The organism is Pseudothioclava nitratireducens (assembly GCF_029210495.1).
In the GTDB taxonomy this organism is placed as follows: domain Bacteria; phylum Pseudomonadota; class Alphaproteobacteria; order Rhodobacterales; family Rhodobacteraceae; genus Pseudothioclava; species Pseudothioclava nitratireducens.
In genome coordinates this window covers 295,728-312,329 of sequence record NZ_JARGDK010000002.1, presented here as the reverse complement: position 1 = coordinate 312,329, position 16,602 = coordinate 295,728, and the positions used below count along the sequence as shown (strand labels likewise).

Genomic DNA, 16,602 nt, shown 5'->3' with positions numbered 1-16,602 from the left:
CTTAGCCCGCGACGAGGCTGGCGCCGAACCCCAGAAGCGCTAACCCCTCGATCAGCGTCACGACGATGCCCGTGATGCGCCAACCCTTGGGGCCCGGCGTTGCGCGGCTCGCCGTGACGAGCGCGCGCAGGATCGCCAGACGATAGAGGCCGAACAGGATCGCAACCGCGCCCAGCACCCGGGCCATCGACGCAGGCGCCATCATTGCCAGCAGAAAGGCCAGCATCACGATGGTCGGCACCACGAACAGCCCGACCCCGTAATTCCCCAACCAGAACGTGTCGCCCGGCGCCAGCCGCCCGGCGAACAGGCTCTTGAACCAGTCCGGCGTGAAGATCTTTTCGCGCTCTTCGGCGATGTCATCGAGTTCGTGCTGGGGGATATCGGGCATGGGGACTCCTTCGCGTCGCGCGACCCTAAAAGCAAAGGGGGCGCCCCGCAAGGCGCCCCCACTGATGCGAATAGCCGCAGATCAGTTGCGTTCTTTGTCGACCATCTTGCCTTTGGAGATCCACGGCATCATGGCGCGCAGACGCTCGCCGACTTGCTCGATTTCGTGCTCGTCGTTGATGCGGCGGGTTGCCTTGAAGAAGGGCTGGCCGACGGCGTTTTCCTGCATGAAGTCACGCACGAACTTGCCGGTCTGGATGTCGGTCAGAACCGCTTTCATGCGGGCCTTGGTCTCTTCGTAGGGCAGAATACGCGGGCCCGAAACATACTCGCCATATTCGGCGGTGTTCGAGATCGAGTAGTTCATGTTCGCGATGCCGCCTTCGTAGATCAGGTCGACGATCAGCTTCACTTCGTGGAGGCATTCGAAATAGGCCATTTCCGGCTCATAGCCAGCTTCCACGAGGGTTTCAAAGCCCATGCGGATCAGCTCGACGAGGCCACCGCAGAGAACCGCTTGCTCACCGAACAGGTCGGTTTCGCATTCCTGACGGAAGTTGGTCTCGATGATGCCCGAGCGGCCGCCGCCGATGGCCGAGCAATAGGACAGCGCGATGTCTTGCGCTTTGCCGGTCGCGTCGTGGTGAACTGCGAACAGGCAGGGCACGCCGCCGCCTTTGGTGTATTCGCCGCGCACGGTGTGGCCCGGACCTTTGGGGGCCATCATGATGACGTCGATGCCCGGCTTCGGCTCGATCAGGCCGAAATGCACGTTGAGGCCGTGTGCGAATGCGATCGCCGCGCCCTCTTTGAGGTTGTCGTGCACGTATTTCTTGTAGGTCTCTGCCTGAAGTTCGTCGGGCATGGTGAACATGATGACATCACACCATGCGGCCGCTTCGGCGATGCCCATGACCTTCAGGCCTTCGGCTTCACATTTCTTGGCCGAGGCCGAGCCTTCGCGCAGAGCGATAACGATGTTCTTCGCGCCCGAGTCGCGCAGGTTCAGCGCGTGGGCGTGGCCTTGCGAGCCGTAGCCGAGGATGGCGACTTTTTTGTCTTTGATCAGGTTCACATCGCAATCGCGATCATAAAACACGCGCATGGCGGTCCTCCATTGGTTTCTGTCGAGAGAATAGCGTGCTATTTCGTAAATGCTGTTCATTCGTTGATATATTATTTGAAATTGAGAGATAGTTATTCTTCAAAAATTCATATAGAGAAATAATCATGCAGATAGATGATGCGGACCGCCGTTTGCTGCGGCACTTGATGGCAGAGCCCGGCTTGACCTCTGCGGAGCTCGCGGAGAGAGCGGGGCTGACGACCGCGACCTGTTGGCGGCGGCTCGACCGGCTGCGTGCGGCGGGTATCCTCAAAGGCGAGGAGGCCCGGATCGACTGGCGCGCTTTGGGTTGGGAGGTTGAGGTGAGCCTGCGGTTTACGCTCGACAAGACCAATCCGCGCGCCTTTGACGAGTTCATCGCAGCGGCGCGCGAGGTGCCGGAGGTGATCGAGATTCAGACCTTTCTCGGCCAGACGGATGTGCGTCTGAACGTTATCGCGCGCGACATGCGGCATTACCAAGAGATCTATCGCGCGCGCATCCTGACGCTGCCGCATATCGCCGACACCGACGCGCTCATGCTGGTTGCGACCATCAAAGAGAGTACGGAGTTGCCGGTATGATCGCGCTCGACGATGCCGACCGCGCGATCCTGCGCGCGCTTCAGCGGGATGCGACGCAAAGCGCGGGGGCGATCGGGCGCGCGCTTGGCCTCTCGCAGCCCGCTTGCTGGCGGCGGATCAAGCGCCTTGAAGAGGCGGGCGCGATTGCTGGTCGGCGGATCGTTCTTGATGCGGAGGCACTTGGATTCGGCGTTACGGTTTTTCTGGGCATCAAGCTGGCGGCGCGGGGGCGCGTGAGCCTTGAGGATTTCGAACGGGCCGTTGCCGCGATTCCAGAGGTTCAGGTCGTTCAGCACGTTCTGGGGCGCTTCGACTACCGTCTGCGGGTCACGGCGCGGGACATCGCGGATTTTGAACGTGTGTTGCGGCGCCGGATCATGACATTGCCCGGTGTCGGGCAGGTTGAGGCCAACGTGCTCTTGTCTGAGGAACGGCGCCCGGGGCCGTTGGGATGATTTGCGCGCTGTCTAACTTTTGATCGAAGTGCCTGCGATTTGTGCAGGATGGACGCGAGTGGGGATGGGGCGCCGAACGACACCCGGCGTTTGATGGACCGCGCTCGCGCGGCGCGTTTCGATCGCATCGGAGGGTCCGATGCTCGATAGCAGTTCGACATGTCTGATGCAGCGCAGTACGGGCGTCGCCGAAGTGACGATCTCGGCGCGGGGGTTGCGCCGGCTTTTTCAGCGTGGCTCTGCCAAGGCGCTTCTTCCGCATGTGCGCGGCATGCCCGAAATCGTGTTTCTCAATACCTCCGGTGGCCTGACGAGCGGAGATCGGTTGACCTACAAGATGACGCTGGAGGCGGGTGCCCGCGCGGTCGCGACTACTCAGGCGGCGGAACGGGCCTATCGGGCGGACCAAGGGATGGCCGAGGTCGACGTGCATCACAGGGTCGGGGCGCATGGCTGGCTCGATTGGCTGCCGCAAGAGACCATTCTGTTCGATCGCGCAAAGTTGCGCCGTCGCACCGTGATTGACCTCTCTGCCGAGGCAGGCTGCGTGATGCTCGAAGCAGTGGTTCTTGGGCGTAGCGCAATGCGAGAGGTTGTTACCGACTTGCAGTTTTCGGATATTCGAGAGGTTCGTAGAGGCGGAAAAACGATCCTCATCGAGCCATTTGTGCAGAATTCAGACATTTTGGCCCTTGGGGCGCGGTCGGCTTTGCTCTCAGATGCGCGGGCTTTTGCAACCATGGCCCTCTGCGCTAAGGGCGCGGAGGACGCGGTAGAGACTGTCCGCCGGGCACTTGATGTCGAGGGGGTCGAGGGTGCGGCCTCCGGGTTCGATGGCAAATGTCTTGTGCGGTTGCTGGCAGCCGATGCCTGGCCGCTGCGACAGCAAATCCTGAAATTGATGACCGTATTGCGACGGGGTGCCCCGCCGCCGCGAGTCTGGCAAATCTGAGAGAGGCCCGAAATGAACCTCACCCCGAGGGAAAAAGACAAGCTGATGATCAGCCTCGCGGCGATGGTCGCGCGTAATCGGCTGGCGCGTGGCGTCAAGCTGAACCACCCAGAAGCCATTGCGATCATTTCTGATTTCGTGGTCGAGGGCGCAAGGGAAGGGCGCAGCGTCGCCGATCTTATGAGCGCGGGCGGCGAGGTGATCACGGCCGCGCAATGCATGCCTGGCATCCCCGAGATGATCCACTCGATACAGGTCGAGGCCACTTTCCCGGACGGAACCAAGCTTGTGACCGTTCATCATCCCATCCGCTGAGAAAGGCCCAATCCCATGAAGAAATTTGCTGCTCTCTTTGTTCTCTTTCCCTTGGTGGCGCACGCCCACGCCGATCACAGTGCCGAGGCGCTCACCACCGAGCATATGCTCCACTCGCCATTCCACGCGGGGGTTATCGCGATCGCGCTCATTGGGATCGCGCTTGTGGTGCGGATGCTCCTGCGCGATGCCCGCGCGGAGCGTCGCCATCGGGATCACGACAAATGATCCCCGGAGAGATTTTCCCAGCAGACGGTGAGATCACGCTCAATGAAGGGGCCGAGGCGATCCTCCTGATGGTGGCCAATACCGGCGACCGCCCGGTGCAGGTCGGCAGCCATTATCATTTCGCCGAGACAAATCCCGGCCTAGCGTTCGACCGGGTTGCCGCAAGGGGCTATCGACTGGATATCGCCGCCGGCACTGCGGTGCGTTTCGAGCCTGGCCAATCGCGCGAAGTGCGACTCGTACCGCTCGCGGGTGGGCGGCGTGTCTTTGGCTTCAACCAGCTTGTGATGGGGGCGCTCTGATGCCAACCACGATTTCTCGGGCAACCTATGCCGATATGTTCGGGCCGACGACAGGCGACCGCCTTCGTCTTGCCGATACCGACCTGATCATCGAGGTCGAAAAGGATCTCACGATCTATGGCGAGGAGGTGAAATTCGGGGGTGGCAAGGTGATCCGCGATGGCATGGGGCAGTCGCAGGCGACCCGCGCCGAGGGTGCCGTCGATACGGTCATCACCAATGCGCTGATCGTCGATCACAGCGGGATCTACAAGGCCGATATCGGCCTGCGCGACGGGCGGATCGCAGCGATTGGCAAGGCGGGAAACCCCGATACGCAACCTGGGGTCTCCATCGTTATAGGGCCGGGTACCGAGGTCATCGCCGGCGAGGGCAGGATCGTGACCGCGGGGGGCATGGACGCGCATATCCATTTCATTTGCCCCCAGCAGATCGAGGATGCGCTGGCGTCGGGGATCACCACGATGCTGGGCGGCGGGACGGGACCTGCGCATGGGACTTTGGCGACGACCTGCACGCCGGGGCCGTGGCATATCGGGCGGATGCTGCAAAGCTTTGAGGCGCTCCCGATGAACCTTGCGCTTGCGGGCAAGGGCAATGCGAGCTTGCCCGGAGCGTTGATCGAGATGGTGCGGGCGGGGGCTTCGGCGCTGAAACTGCATGAGGATTGGGGCACAACCCCGGCCGCCATTGATTGCTGCCTTTCGGTCGCGGATGAGATGGATGTTCAGGTCATGATCCATACCGATACGCTCAATGAAAGCGGCTTTGTCGAGAACACACTGGCCGCGATCAAAGGGCGAACGATACACGCGTTTCATACCGAGGGCGCGGGCGGGGGGCATGCGCCGGATATCCTCAAGGTCGTCGGCGCGCCGAACGTTATTCCCTCTTCGACCAATCCGACACGGCCCTACACCGCCAATACCGTCGAAGAGCATCTCGACATGCTGATGGTGTGCCACCATCTCGACAATAAGGTGCCCGAAGATGTCGCCTTTGCCGAGAGCCGCATCCGCAAGGAGACCATAGCCGCCGAGGATATCCTTCACGACATGGGCGCTATGTCGATCATCAGTTCCGACAGTCAGGCGATGGGGCGCGTCGGTGAGGTGATCATCCGTTGCTGGCAAACTGCCGACAAGATGAAGAAACAGCGTGGGCGGCTGGCCGAAGAGTCCGGTGAGAACGATAATTTCCGGGTCAAGCGCTTCATCGCGAAATACACGATCAACCCGGCCATTGCGCATGGTGTGTCAGCGCATGTCGGATCGGTCGAGGTCGGCAAGCGCGCCGATCTCGTGCTGTGGACCCCGGCTTTTTTCGGTGCCAAACCCGAGATGGTGCTGATGGGTGGCTCGATCGTCTCGGCGCAAATGGGGGACCCGAACGGCTCGATCCCGGCGCAACCGTTCTACACGCGCAACATGTTTGCAGCCTTTGGGAAATCCCTGACCGCCAGCGCTGTGACCTTCGTTTCCGAGGCGGCTCTGGCAGACGGGGTGGGGGCGCGTCTGGGCCTGGAGAAAGACCTGATCGCGGTGCGCAACACCCGCGGGATCGGCAAGGCGGATATGATCCACAATGCGGCGACCCCGCAGATTGACGTTCACCCAGAGACCTATGAGGTGCGTGCCGATGGCGAACTTCTTACCTGTGAGCCGGCGGCGGAACTCCCCCTGGCGCAGCGCTACTTTCTTTTCTGATTACTCAATGCAGCAAACCTGCGAGAAAACCGTTGCGCGGTGCAGGGCGCAGCATCGCAAGCGCATCGAGATGCCCAGCCTCGATCGGCGCGCTCTCGGGTTTCGACACGTGGCGCGCCGTGCGCAGAACGCGCGTCACGCGATCTCGCAGGAAGCGCGGGTCGTTGCGAATATCGGCGGGCAGCAAGCGCGGCTCGAACACGGTGCGACGCTCAGTCAGCAGGTCGACTTTGTGCCAACGGCCAATGCGCGGCATCTCGGGATCGGTGAGAAATGCGGCCCGCAGCTCGGCCTCCCGCGATTTGAGCCGTTTCATTTCGGCGCGAATATGGGCCAGTTCATCGGCGGGATTAAGGTGGTGCATCATGGGGTTCTCCGTGCATGTTCACCTTTAGTTTCGCCACTTATCGTTAATAAACGCTGAAGGCGGAGTGCGTCGATGGATGATTATCCCAAAGCCATCAAGATTTTGAAAAAAGGCAGTTTCATTGGATCCCTGGACCATGTCTCTCTGGATTATGAGGCGCGGTTCATGCGGCGAAAACGGCTTCGGACGGGGTCTGGCGCCGGTATGCTTGTCGATCTGCCCGAGGTCACGAATCTGTCCGATGGGGATGCGTTTGAACTCGAGGATGGGCGGCGCATCGAGATTCGCGCCGCGCTGGAGCCGGTGCTGGTCATCCGAGGGGACCTCACGCGGTTTGCATGGCATATCGGCAATCGGCACACGCCCTGCCAAATCGAGCGGGATCGGCTCGTGATCCGGGCCGATCATGTGCTTGAGGCAATGTTAAAAGGACTTGGGGCTGAGGTGACACAAGGTTTTGAGCCGTTCCGACCCGAGGGTGGAGCCTATGGCATGGGGCGCACCATGGGCCACGATCATGGCCACAGCCACAGCCACAGCCACGGGCATTCCCACGAGCACGGGCATGGCTGACTCCGACCCGACCGCATTACTACGGCTGGTGCAGTGGCTCTCGCCGGCTTTTCCGACCGGGGCGTTTGCCTACAGTCACGGGCTCGAGTTGGCGGTGAGTGTCGGGGAAGTCCGGGATGAGGCCAGTTTTGCGGAATGGCTGCACGATATTCTGAGCTATGGGGCGGGCTGGAATGACGCTGTTCTGATGGGGCGGGGGTTGCGTGGCGACACCGATCTCGAGGGACTTGCCGATCTTGCACGGGCACTCGCGCCTTCGGCAGAGAGGCTCCGCGAAACTGAGGAACAGGGCGCGGCCTTCGCGCGCGCGCGCTCGGAAGTCGAGCGGATAGCCTTGCCGGTTGAGCCCCTGCCGGTTTCCGTGGCTCGTGCTGCGCGGGAATTGCAGATTGCGAATGAGGAAAAGATTGCAGTTTTTCTACATTCCTTCGCATCAAACCTCGTGTCTGCCGGGGTCAGATTTATACCTTTAGGACAATCGGCTGGTCAGCGTGTTCTGGCGCGTCATCATGTTTTGATCGCGCAACTTGCCCAGCGAGCAGCGGAGGCCGGGCTGGATGAGCTTGCGAGCGCGGTCTTTCGCGCCGATTTGCAATCCATGCAGCATGAACAGCTCGACGTGCGGATATTCAAGACCTAAGCAGGGAAGGCATCGACCATGACGAACGGACCTTTGCGTGTGGGGATCGGCGGGCCGGTGGGCGTCGGCAAGACCACACTGACTGAACAACTGGCGCGTGCGCTGGCGTCGCGTTGCTCGATGGCGGTGGTGACGAATGATATCTACACCCGCGAGGATGCCGAGGCGCTGATGCGCGCCCAAGTGCTGCCGGCAGAGCGTATTCGTGGCGTCGAAACCGGCGGCTGCCCGCACACCGCCATTCGGGAGGATGCCTCGATCAACCTCGCGGCCATTGCCGATCTCAATAGGCGTTTTCCCGATCTCGATCTGGTGCTGATTGAATCGGGGGGCGACAATCTTGCTGCGACTTTCAGCCCCGAACTGGCGGATCTGACCATCTATGTGATCGACACCGCCGCCGGGCAGGATATTCCGCGCAAGAAGGGTCCGGGGGTGACGCGTTCGGACCTTCTCGTGGTGAACAAGACCGATCTCGCCCCCTATGTCGGCGTCGATGCCGAGTTGCTCGAGGCCGATACAAGGCGCGCGCGAGGAACCCGTCCCTATGTCATGGCCCGGCTGCGGGAGGGGCAGGGTATCGCGCAGATCATCGCGTTTCTGGAGCGCGAGGGCGGACTCGTTCTGTCGCATTCAGCAGTGGATGAGTCGTGCGCGGAATGAGGGTGGTGCCTAAAATTCATGCGAATGCGGCACATTGTGCGTGTTATTGCGCCAAAACCCCTTGACCAGAGACCGCGGGGCCGATGACCGCGGGCAGCTTCTTGTCTGCTGCGGTGCAGCGCGGTTTCTTAACCACGCGGGGGTGAACACTTCGCAATCAAACGCCGGACCCACCTCCTGAAACCGGTCCGGCGCAAATCAAACAACAGGGTTGCTGCCCGCAAGACCCGCTTTCGGCGGATGGCTTCGTGCAGCCAAACGGAACGAGGGACACTCATGAAATTCACCAAAAGCCTTCTGCTTGGCAAGGGTCTGGCGACGCTTTTTGCGACCGGCGCGCTGGCCGAAGAGGACACGATCAAGATCGGGGTTCTGCACTCGCTCTCGGGCACTATGGCGATTTCAGAAACCACGCTGAAAGACACGGTGCTGATGCTTGTCGACGAGCAGAACAAGAAGGGCGGCGTCATGGGCAAGAAGCTCGAAGCCGTTGTTGTTGATCCGGCTTCGGACTGGCCGCTTTTCGCGGAAAAAGCGCGTGAACTGCTCACCGTCAACGACGTCGACGTGATCTTCGGCTGCTGGACTTCGGTGAGCCGTAAATCGGTCCTCCCGGTGATCGAAGAACTGAACGGCCTGCTGTTCTACCCGGTGCAGTACGAGGGCGAAGAATCCTCGAAGAACGTGTTCTACACCGGTGCCGCGCCGAACCAGCAGGCGATCCCGGCAGTTGACTACTTCCTCGAAGAGCTCGGCGTCGAGAAGTTCGCACTTCTGGGTACCGACTACGTCTATCCGCGCACCACGAACAACATTCTCGAGTCCTATCTCCAGCAGAAGGGGATCGCGGCTGAAGATATCTTCGTGAACTACACTCCCTTCGGTCACTCGGACTGGTCGAAGATCGTGGCCGACGTCGTCGCACTCGGTGCGGACGGCAAGAAGGTCGGTGTGATCTCGACGATCAACGGCGACGCCAACATTGGCTTCTACAAGGAACTCGCGGCGGCCGGCGTTTCGGCGGATGACATCCCCGTGGTGGCGTTCTCGGTCGGTGAAGAAGAACTTTCGGGTCTCGATACCACCAACCTCGTCGGCCACCTTGCCGCATGGAACTACTTCCAGTCGGCCGAAAGCCCCGCCAACGAGGAATTCGTGGCTGCGTGGAAAGCCACGATGGGCGAAGAGCGCGTGACCAACGACCCGATGGAAGCCACCTATATTGGCTTCAACATGTGGGTGAATGCGGTTGAGCAAGCCGGCACCACCGAAGTGGATGCCGTTTCGGCTGCGATGATCGGGCAGGAATTCCCGAACCTGACCGGCTCGATGGCCACCATGCTGCCGAACCATCATCTGACCAAGCCGGTGCTGATCGGCGAGATCCGCGATGACGGTCAGTTCGACATCATCTCGCAAACCGATCCGGTTCCGGGTGACGCATGGACCGACTTCCTGCCGGAATCGGCTGTGCTCAAGTCGGATTGGAAAGAACTCGGCTGCGGCATGTACAACACCGAGACCCAGACCTGCGTGCAGATGAAGTCGAACTACTAAGTCCGACCGATCCGAACCACGAGGGGGCGCCGTCGCGCCCCCTCATCCCGACCTCCTCACGGTAGCGGACTATGCGACACAGATTTCTGGCACTGGCGATGGCTGTGTGCCTCGCGCTTCCTGCCTTCGCGCAAGACAGCGTCGCCCCCACAGTGGACAACTCCCCGGAAGCGGCACAGGTCCTGCCCGAGACCGGGTTGGCTGCGATCCTCGGCAAGCACGCCGAGGCCATTGCGAAACCCTCGCGCCGGACCATCGGCCCGGTGATCGAGGAGATTGGAGCCGCGGGCGAAGGTGCGCCGGAGTTTCTCGAAGCCTGGGCCGATAAGCGCGTAGGTCAGCGCGCATCTGATGGGCGCTTCTTCCTGATCGAGAAGGTCGCAGACGGCTATCGTTTGACCGATCCCGCGACCGGAGCCGATGCAGGCACCGCCGCCAAGAGCGACATTTCCGAGTTGCGTCCCAATTCCGGGGTGCGCGGCGTGATCGCATCCGCTCTTGTGGCCTCCCAATTGAATGACCCTGATCCTGCGCGCCGTCAGACCGCGCTCGATAGCCTAGCGCGCGATGGTGCGGCAGAGCATCTCGAGCCGCTGCGCGCGTCAATAGAGGCCGAGAGCGATCCGGCGCTTCGGGAGCGCAAGGAACGGCTTGAAGGGCTGCTCACGCTGCGCTTCGACGCCGACCCCGCAGCCCGTATCGCGGCTATTGAGCGGTTCTCGGGTGACCTCGGGCTCGATGTGCGCGCTGCGCTCAACCCGATCGTGACCACCACGCGCCGGGCTTTTGCGGGCTCTCCCGAAGGTAATGTTGCAGCCGTTCTGCGTCCGGGCCGCCAGATCACCGCGGAAGAAGCCTATACGCTTCTTGTCGCGCAAGACCTTGCCCCTGCGCGTCTGACCCGCGCCGATTTGCGCGCCGCTCTTCAGGCCAATCTGCAAGATGGTCAGGTCGGTGGCTACGCGCTCGAAGAGCTCGATACGCCTGCCGCGCGCGATGCGGCCTACACAGCGCTGGAACAAGCGGGCATCGTGCCAGCCGCCGCCACCGATGATGAGGTGACCGCGCTCGTTGCAGAGCACAGCTTTGCCGATATTTACACAGAGCCGAATGCCGATGTGACCTCGGCCGCGCGCCGTGCCCTTGACGCGATCGAAACCAAGGTGGGCGTGATGCAGGCCGCCGATCTCGGCCTCGATGCGCTCTCTCTGGCTTCGATCTATTTCCTCGCGGCGATTGGCCTTGCAATCACCTTCGGCGTGATGGGCGTCATCAATATGGCGCATGGCGAGTTCATCACGATGGGCGCCTATACCGGCTATGTCGTGCAGCTTTTGATCCCCGATTACACGGTCTCGATCCTCGTGGCGCTGCCCTTGGCCTTCGCGATCACTTTCGCGGCCGGGGTCACGATGGAGCGCCTCGTAATCCGCTTCCTCTACAAGCGCCCGCTTGAAACCTTGCTTGCGACCTTCGGGATCTCCATCGCACTCCAGCAGATCTTCAAGAATATCTTCGGGACGCAAGCCCGCCCGCTGACCTCGCCAGCTTGGCTCGACGGGGCGTGGGTGCTCAACGACGTGGTCTCGATCAGCTATATCCGGATCGCGATCTTCGTTTTGGCCCTTATTTTCCTCGGCGTGTTCCTCTTCATCATGAAGCGTACGCGGCTGGGCCTTGAGGTCCGCGCCGTGACGCAGAACCCGTCCATGGCGGCCTCGATGGGGATCAATCCGGATCGCATCAATATGCTCACCTTCGGGTTGGGCTCGGGCATCGCGGGCGTTGCGGGTGTGGCTATCGGTCTCTTCGCCAAGGTCACCTCGGAACTGGGGTCCGACTATATCGTCCAAAGCTTCATGACCGTGGTCGTGGGCGGTGTCGGCAACATTTGGGGAACGCTCGCAGGGGCCGGGCTGATCGGCACGCTGCAAAAGGGGATCGAGTGGCTTAACCCCTCGAACACGCTGGCGGCACAGACTTACATGATCCTCTTCATCATCGCCTTCATTCAATTCCGGCCGCGCGGCATCATCGCGCTCAAAGGCCGCGCGGCGGGGGACTGATCCATGGAACTCAAACCCGGTTTCCTCTCGAAGAACCCCTCCGTTCTGGTGTTCCTGCTGGTTCTGGCGCTCTTCACGCTCGGGGTTACGCTCATGTCCGAGGCCTATGGTTCAGGCGCGATCTCGACCTCTTTCGTCAAGACGCTGGGCAAGACGCTGTGCCTGTGCCTGATCGCCATCGCGATGGACCTGATCTGGGGCTATACGGGCATCCTGAGCCTCGGCCATTTCGCCTTCTTCGGGCTGGGCGGCTACATGATTGGCATGTGGCTCATGTATGCGCGCACCCGGGACATCGTTCTCGGCTCGTTGACGGGGCTGCCGCCCACACCTCAAGAGATCAACGACGCTGTCGCGACGCAGATTTTCGGCGTGGTGGGGACATCCGAACTCCCCGCGATCTGGAGCTTTGCCGGCTCCCTCCCGGCGCAGCTGGCGCTGGTCGTGCTGGTGCCGGGGCTGCTCGCACTGATCTTCGGCTGGCTGGCGTTCCGCAGCCGCGTGACCGGCGTTTACCTCTCGATCCTGACGCAGGCGATGACGCTCGCCCTGTCGCTCTATCTCTTCCAGAACGAGAGCGGCCTGCGCGGCAATAACGGCCTCTCGGGGCTGCAAAACATCCCGGGCCTTACCGCCGATCAGGACCATCTTTCGGTCTGGTTCCTCTGGGGCTCGGCCGCGGCGCTGGCGCTTGGCTATCTGCTCGCGGCCTTCGTCACATCGGGCAAGTTCGGCTCGGTCATGCGTGGCATCCGCGACGATGAGGCGCGCGTGCGGTTTCTCGGATACTCCGTTGAAACCTATAAGCTTTTCATCTTTACTCTGACGGCGGTGATCGCCGCTATCGCAGGTGCGCTCTACTACCCGCAGGCCGGCATCATCAACCCCGGCGAGATGGCCCCCATCGCCTCGATCTACCTTGCGGTCTGGGTTGCGATCGGTGGGCGTGGGCGGCTCTACGGGGCAGTTGTGGGCGCGGCCTTCGTTTCGCTCGTCTCGACCTGGTTCACGGGCGGTCGCGCGCCGGACCTGAACCTCGGTTTCTACACGGTCAAATGGGTCGATTGGTGGCAGGTGCTGCTGGGCCTGAGCTTCGTTCTGGTGACGCTCTTTGCACCCAAGGGGCTGGCCGGGCTGGTCGACATGGTGCAAGGCCTGCGCCCGCCCAAGCGGGGCGGCGCTCCGCTCGGCCCGGATGATGGGTCGTTGCAAGAACGGGAGGCCAACGAATGAGCGGGACAAGCACGCTTTTGGAGGTCTCGGGGATCTCGGTCACCTTCGATGGTTTCCGCGCGATCAACAACCTCAGCTTCAATATCGGTGCGGCGGAGTTGCGGGCGATCATCGGGCCGAACGGCGCGGGCAAGACCACGTTCATGGATATCGTGACCGGCAAGACCCGGCCCGACGAAGGCTCGGTGCTCTGGGGTGAGATGTCGCGCAACCTATTGAAAATGAACGAGTCGCAGATCGCTCGGATCGGCATCGGTCGTAAGTTCCAGCGCCCCACCGTGTTCGAGGATCAGTCGGTCTCGGACAACCTGATGATGGCTCTCAAAGCCGCGCGTGGACCGTGGCGCGTACTGGTGTGGCGCCCGAAGGAGGAGGACCACGCGCGGGTCGCGGCGCTGGCCGAGCAGGTCGGGCTGGGCGACCAGCTCGCGCGCAAATCGGGTGAGCTGAGCCATGGCCAGAAGCAATGGCTGGAGATCGGCATGCTGCTCGCTCAGGAACCCAAGCTTTTGCTGGTGGACGAACCCGCAGCCGGCATGACGCTGGCCGAACGGGAGCAGACCACGGCGCTCTTGGTCGAGCTGGCCAAGACCCGCGCGGTCGTCGTCGTCGAGCATGACATGGAGTTCGTCCGCCGCCTTGATTGCAAGGTGACAGTGCTCCACGAAGGGTCCGTTCTGGCCGAGGGCTCGCTCGATCACGTCACCGCCAATCCCAAGGTCATCGAAGTTTATCTGGGGCGATAACATGCTGAAAACACGTGATTTAACGCTCCACTACGGCGGCTCTCAGATCCTCAACGGCATCGACATGGAGGCCCGCGCGGGAGAGGTGACCTGCATTATGGGGACCAATGGGGTGGGCAAGACTTCGCTCCTCAAGGCACTCTCCGGGACGCATATCCGTTCGGGCGGAGAGATCGAATTGGATGGCGAACAGTTGGGCCGTCTGGCGCCGCAGGCCATGGCCAAACGCGGGCTCGGCTATGTGCCGCAGGGGCGGATGATCTTCCCGCTCCTCACGGTCCGTGAAAACATGGAAACGGCCTTTGCTTGCCTGCCGAAATCGGAGCATTTCATCCCCGATGAAATCTACGAATTATTCCCTGTTCTCAAGGACTTCCTGCACCGCAGGGGCGGCGATCTCTCGGGCGGTCAACAGCAACAACTCGCCATTGCGCGCGCCATGCTGATGAAGCCCAAGCTCCTCCTTCTGGACGAGCCGACCGAAGGCATCCAACCCAATATCATCCAGCAAATTGGACGCGTTATCAGCTACTTGCGCGAGAGGGGCGACATGGCGATCATCCTTGTCGAGCAGTATTTCGACTTCGCCCATGATCTCGGTGACCGCTTCTATGTGCTCAAACGCGGCGCGGTTGCGATGGAGGGCACCAAGCAAACCCTGACCCGCGAGACGCTGCGCGAGGTGGTCTCGGTTTAATCCAAACCCAAAGCCAGCTTTCGTCTGGTTTTGCGCTGGTTTTGCGCCAGATTTCTGCGCTTCCAATCGCGTCAAATATCCCGGGGGGTGAGGGCGAAGCCCGAGGGGGGCAGCGCCCCCCTGTTCCGGGCCCGGAGGGCAACCACGGCTTAGCGCATGCCAAGCCCCGCCTTCATCAGCGTCTTGCGCACCGGGCCGAGCGAATAGAGCGCGCCGAGCACACCGGCGCGCAGGTCGCGCAAGGGCCGCGCTTCGACCATGGAGGCGCGGTTGAGCATGTCGATGCCGATCTCTCTGGCCTTCACCTCGGGCCAGCGGCGGCGGTGATAGGCGTCGAGCATCGCGGGTTCGCCGATATGGGCGGGGTCTTTCTCGCACAGGTCGAGCAGGCAGGTCAGATCGGCCAGCGACATGTTGAGACCTTGCGCGCCGATTGGCGGGATCACATGGGCGGCCTCGGCGATGAGGGCGACGCGCTGGCCCGAGAAACGCTGCGCGATCTGGGTCATCATCGGCCAGACCGAGCGGCGGGTGACGAGGGTCAGCGGCCCGAGCACCCCGGTCGAGCGGGCATTCATCTCGGCCTCGAATGCGGCGACCGGGAGGGTGGCGAGGCGTTCGGCCTCGGCGCCGCGCTCCATCCAGACGATGGCGGAACTGGGCAGCCCGTCGCGGTCGGGCAGCGGCACGAGGGTGAAGGGGCCGCCCGAGCGGTGGATCTCGGTCGAGACATTGTCATGCGGGATCGGGTGGGTGACCGCGAAGGCGAGCGCCTTTTGCCCGTAGCGGATGGTTTTGACGTCGATCCCGGCGGCCTCGCGGATGAACGAGTTGCGCCCATCCGCCGCGACCACGAGGCGGGCGCGGACGCGGGTCCCGTCAGAGAGGGTGACCTCGGCCCCGGTGCTGCGGGTCACGAGTCCGGTGGTGGCGATGCCGGGGCGGAAATCGACCTGCGGGATTTCGGCGAGGCGGGCGACCATCTCGCGGCGCAGGAGCCAGTTTTGCAGGTTCCAGCCGAAGGGCGCGTCGGAAATCTCGGCGGCGTTGAAGTCGCGGGTGAGGCGCGCCTCGGGGTGCTCGCCGCCCGCGTCGATGATGCGCATGATTTGCAGCGGCGTGGCATAGGGGGCGAGCCGCGCCCAGAGCCCCGCGCGTTCAAGCACCCCGCGCGAGGGGTGCAGGAAGGCGGTGGTGCGCAGATCGGCACCGGCCTCGGCCTCGGAGGTGACGGGGGGCGCCGGGTCGACGCAGATCGTGGTGAAGCCCGCCGACCCAAAGGCCGCCGCCGCCGTCAGACCGGCGACGCCGCCGCCGGAGATCAGGATATCGGTATCGGTCACTTGGATTGGGTCGGGCATGGCAGGCTTCCTTCAGGGTGCGCCCAGCATGCCGTGTCGCGCGGGCAGGTGCAATCGCCCGCGCGAGGGGCGCGATCAGATGATCGAGAGCGCGACGAGCATGCCGAGGCAGGCGAAGGTCACGCCGACCATCCACAGGATCATGCCGCCAAGGCCCATGGTCAGCAGCCCCGCCACGGCGCCGAGCACGACGACGGCGGCGATGACATAGAGCATGAGCCCGCTTTCGGATTGGGTGGTGTGGGTCTGTGCGCTCATCGGAGCCTCCTGTCCCGGTTTAAGATGACTTATGAATGCATCTTAACGCAGCCGGAGCCGGCAGGCTATTTCACCGATTGTCGCATGTGAACGCACGGCCCGGACCCGAGGTCCGCGCCATGCTGTTCCGGGCTGTAAAGGGCTGGTGGTCAGCCGCCCGCCGTCATGATGACGAGGAAGGTGAGGATGATCCAGGTCATGCCCACGCCCCACAGGATGATCCCGCCGAAGCCGAAGGTCGCAACCAGTGCGGCGGCGGCGCCGATGATCACGAGGGCCAGCAGATACATGGAGGCTTTCGACACTTGTTTGGTGTCGGTGTCATGGGTGTCGGCAACAGCGGTCGCCACGCCGAGATCGGCGGTCGTCATGGTCATATCGATTCTCCCGTTCGCTATCTCCCT

Annotated in this window: 21 protein-coding genes; 15 read left to right on the top strand and 6 right to left on the bottom strand. The window is 62.4% G+C overall.

All coding sequences use genetic code 11. The features are described from left to right. Window position 1 precedes the first annotated feature (1 nt). Window positions 2–391, bottom strand: a complete 390-nt coding sequence (locus tag P0X85_RS03750) for a hypothetical protein (protein ID WP_275808662.1) — start codon at window positions 389–391, stop codon at window positions 2–4. Window positions 392–472: 81 nt separating this feature from the next. Then, window positions 473–1,495, bottom strand: coding sequence for a ketol-acid reductoisomerase (gene ilvC / locus P0X85_RS03745; protein WP_275808659.1), 1,023 nt, complete (start codon window positions 1,493–1,495; stop codon window positions 473–475). Between the two features lie 125 nt (window positions 1,496–1,620). Here ilvC and P0X85_RS03740 point away from each other — a divergent pair, with 125 nt between their 5' ends. From P0X85_RS03740 to ureC, 7 genes are all read left to right on the top strand, one after another. After that, window positions 1,621–2,079: an Lrp/AsnC family transcriptional regulator gene (locus P0X85_RS03740; protein WP_275808656.1), complete on the top strand. Its 459-nt coding sequence runs from the start codon at window positions 1,621–1,623 to the stop codon at window positions 2,077–2,079. Beyond that, complete coding sequence (locus P0X85_RS03735) at window positions 2,076–2,534, top strand: Lrp/AsnC family transcriptional regulator (RefSeq protein WP_275808653.1); 459 nt, start codon at window positions 2,076–2,078, stop codon at window positions 2,532–2,534. The genes P0X85_RS03740 and P0X85_RS03735 overlap by 4 nt, the downstream gene beginning before the upstream one ends. 139 nt (window positions 2,535–2,673) lie before the next feature. Continuing rightward, window positions 2,674–3,486: an urease accessory protein UreD gene (locus P0X85_RS03730; protein WP_275808649.1), complete on the top strand. Its 813-nt coding sequence runs from the start codon at window positions 2,674–2,676 to the stop codon at window positions 3,484–3,486. Window positions 3,487–3,498: 12 nt separating this feature from the next. Then, on the top strand, window positions 3,499–3,801 hold the full coding sequence (locus P0X85_RS03725; protein WP_275808645.1) for an urease subunit gamma: 303 nt from the start codon (window positions 3,499–3,501) through the stop codon (window positions 3,799–3,801). A gap of 15 nt (window positions 3,802–3,816) precedes the next feature. Continuing rightward, window positions 3,817–4,029 (top strand): hypothetical protein, encoded by a 213-nt coding sequence (locus tag P0X85_RS03720; RefSeq protein ID WP_275808641.1) that lies wholly within the window; start codon window positions 3,817–3,819, stop codon window positions 4,027–4,029. After that, window positions 4,026–4,331 carry an urease subunit beta gene (locus tag P0X85_RS03715; protein ID WP_275808639.1) on the top strand — a complete coding sequence of 102 codons (306 nt, stop codon included), beginning with the start codon at window positions 4,026–4,028 and terminating at the stop codon, window positions 4,329–4,331. Before P0X85_RS03720 ends, P0X85_RS03715 begins: the two co-directional genes overlap by 4 nt. Beyond that, the gene (gene ureC, locus P0X85_RS03710) at window positions 4,331–6,037 is read left to right on the top strand and encodes an urease subunit alpha (protein ID WP_275808636.1); all 1,707 of its coding nucleotides are present in this window, start codon (window positions 4,331–4,333) and stop codon (window positions 6,035–6,037) included. Before P0X85_RS03715 ends, ureC begins: the two co-directional genes overlap by 1 nt. A gap of 4 nt (window positions 6,038–6,041) precedes the next feature. Here ureC and P0X85_RS03705 read toward each other — a convergent pair whose 3' ends face one another. Continuing rightward, window positions 6,042–6,404 carry a hypothetical protein gene (locus P0X85_RS03705; RefSeq protein ID WP_275808633.1) on the bottom strand — a complete coding sequence of 121 codons (363 nt, stop codon included), beginning with the start codon at window positions 6,402–6,404 and terminating at the stop codon, window positions 6,042–6,044. A 72-nt stretch (window positions 6,405–6,476) separates the two neighbouring features. On the opposite strand from P0X85_RS03705, the gene ureE reads away from it, so the two are divergent. From ureE to urtE, 8 genes are all read left to right on the top strand, one after another. Next, entirely contained in the window at window positions 6,477–6,977 is a 501-nt protein-coding gene (ureE, locus tag P0X85_RS03700; protein WP_275808630.1) for an urease accessory protein UreE, read from the top strand. Further along, window positions 6,970–7,617: an urease accessory protein UreF gene (locus P0X85_RS03695; protein WP_275808627.1), complete on the top strand. Its 648-nt coding sequence runs from the start codon at window positions 6,970–6,972 to the stop codon at window positions 7,615–7,617. Before ureE ends, P0X85_RS03695 begins: the two co-directional genes overlap by 8 nt. A gap of 18 nt (window positions 7,618–7,635) precedes the next feature. Then, complete coding sequence (ureG, locus tag P0X85_RS03690; RefSeq protein WP_275808624.1) at window positions 7,636–8,280, top strand: urease accessory protein UreG; 645 nt, start codon at window positions 7,636–7,638, stop codon at window positions 8,278–8,280. 276 nt (window positions 8,281–8,556) lie between these two features. Beyond that, window positions 8,557–9,837 carry an urea ABC transporter substrate-binding protein gene (gene urtA / locus P0X85_RS03685; protein WP_275808621.1) on the top strand — a complete coding sequence of 427 codons (1,281 nt, stop codon included), beginning with the start codon at window positions 8,557–8,559 and terminating at the stop codon, window positions 9,835–9,837. Between the two features lie 71 nt (window positions 9,838–9,908). Further along, window positions 9,909–11,903: an urea ABC transporter permease subunit UrtB gene (urtB, locus tag P0X85_RS03680; protein WP_275808618.1), complete on the top strand. Its 1,995-nt coding sequence runs from the start codon at window positions 9,909–9,911 to the stop codon at window positions 11,901–11,903. A 3-nt stretch (window positions 11,904–11,906) separates the two neighbouring features. After that, on the top strand, window positions 11,907–13,136 hold the full coding sequence (gene urtC / locus P0X85_RS03675) for an urea ABC transporter permease subunit UrtC (protein ID WP_275808615.1): 1,230 nt from the start codon (window positions 11,907–11,909) through the stop codon (window positions 13,134–13,136). Beyond that, entirely contained in the window at window positions 13,133–13,882 is a 750-nt protein-coding gene (gene urtD, locus P0X85_RS03670; RefSeq protein WP_275808611.1) for an urea ABC transporter ATP-binding protein UrtD, read from the top strand. The genes urtC and urtD overlap by 4 nt, the downstream gene beginning before the upstream one ends. A 1-nt stretch (window position 13,883) precedes the next feature. After that, window positions 13,884–14,579 carry an urea ABC transporter ATP-binding subunit UrtE gene (gene urtE, locus P0X85_RS03665; protein WP_275808608.1) on the top strand — a complete coding sequence of 232 codons (696 nt, stop codon included), beginning with the start codon at window positions 13,884–13,886 and terminating at the stop codon, window positions 14,577–14,579. Between the two features lie 149 nt (window positions 14,580–14,728). On the opposite strand, the gene P0X85_RS03660 is transcribed toward urtE, so the two are convergent. The 3 genes from P0X85_RS03660 to P0X85_RS03650 all read right to left on the bottom strand — a co-directional run bounded on the left by P0X85_RS03660 (window position 14,729) and on the right by P0X85_RS03650 (window position 16,575). Beyond that, a complete protein-coding gene (locus tag P0X85_RS03660; RefSeq protein WP_275808605.1) occupies window positions 14,729–15,940 on the bottom strand; it encodes a UbiH/UbiF family hydroxylase in 1,212 nt (403 codons plus the stop codon). A 75-nt stretch (window positions 15,941–16,015) separates the two neighbouring features. Then, entirely contained in the window at window positions 16,016–16,198 is a 183-nt protein-coding gene (locus P0X85_RS03655) for a hypothetical protein (protein ID WP_275808602.1), read from the bottom strand. A 149-nt stretch (window positions 16,199–16,347) separates the two neighbouring features. After that, window positions 16,348–16,575: a hypothetical protein gene (locus tag P0X85_RS03650; protein ID WP_275808600.1), complete on the bottom strand. Its 228-nt coding sequence runs from the start codon at window positions 16,573–16,575 to the stop codon at window positions 16,348–16,350. Window positions 16,576–16,602 lie beyond the last annotated feature (27 nt).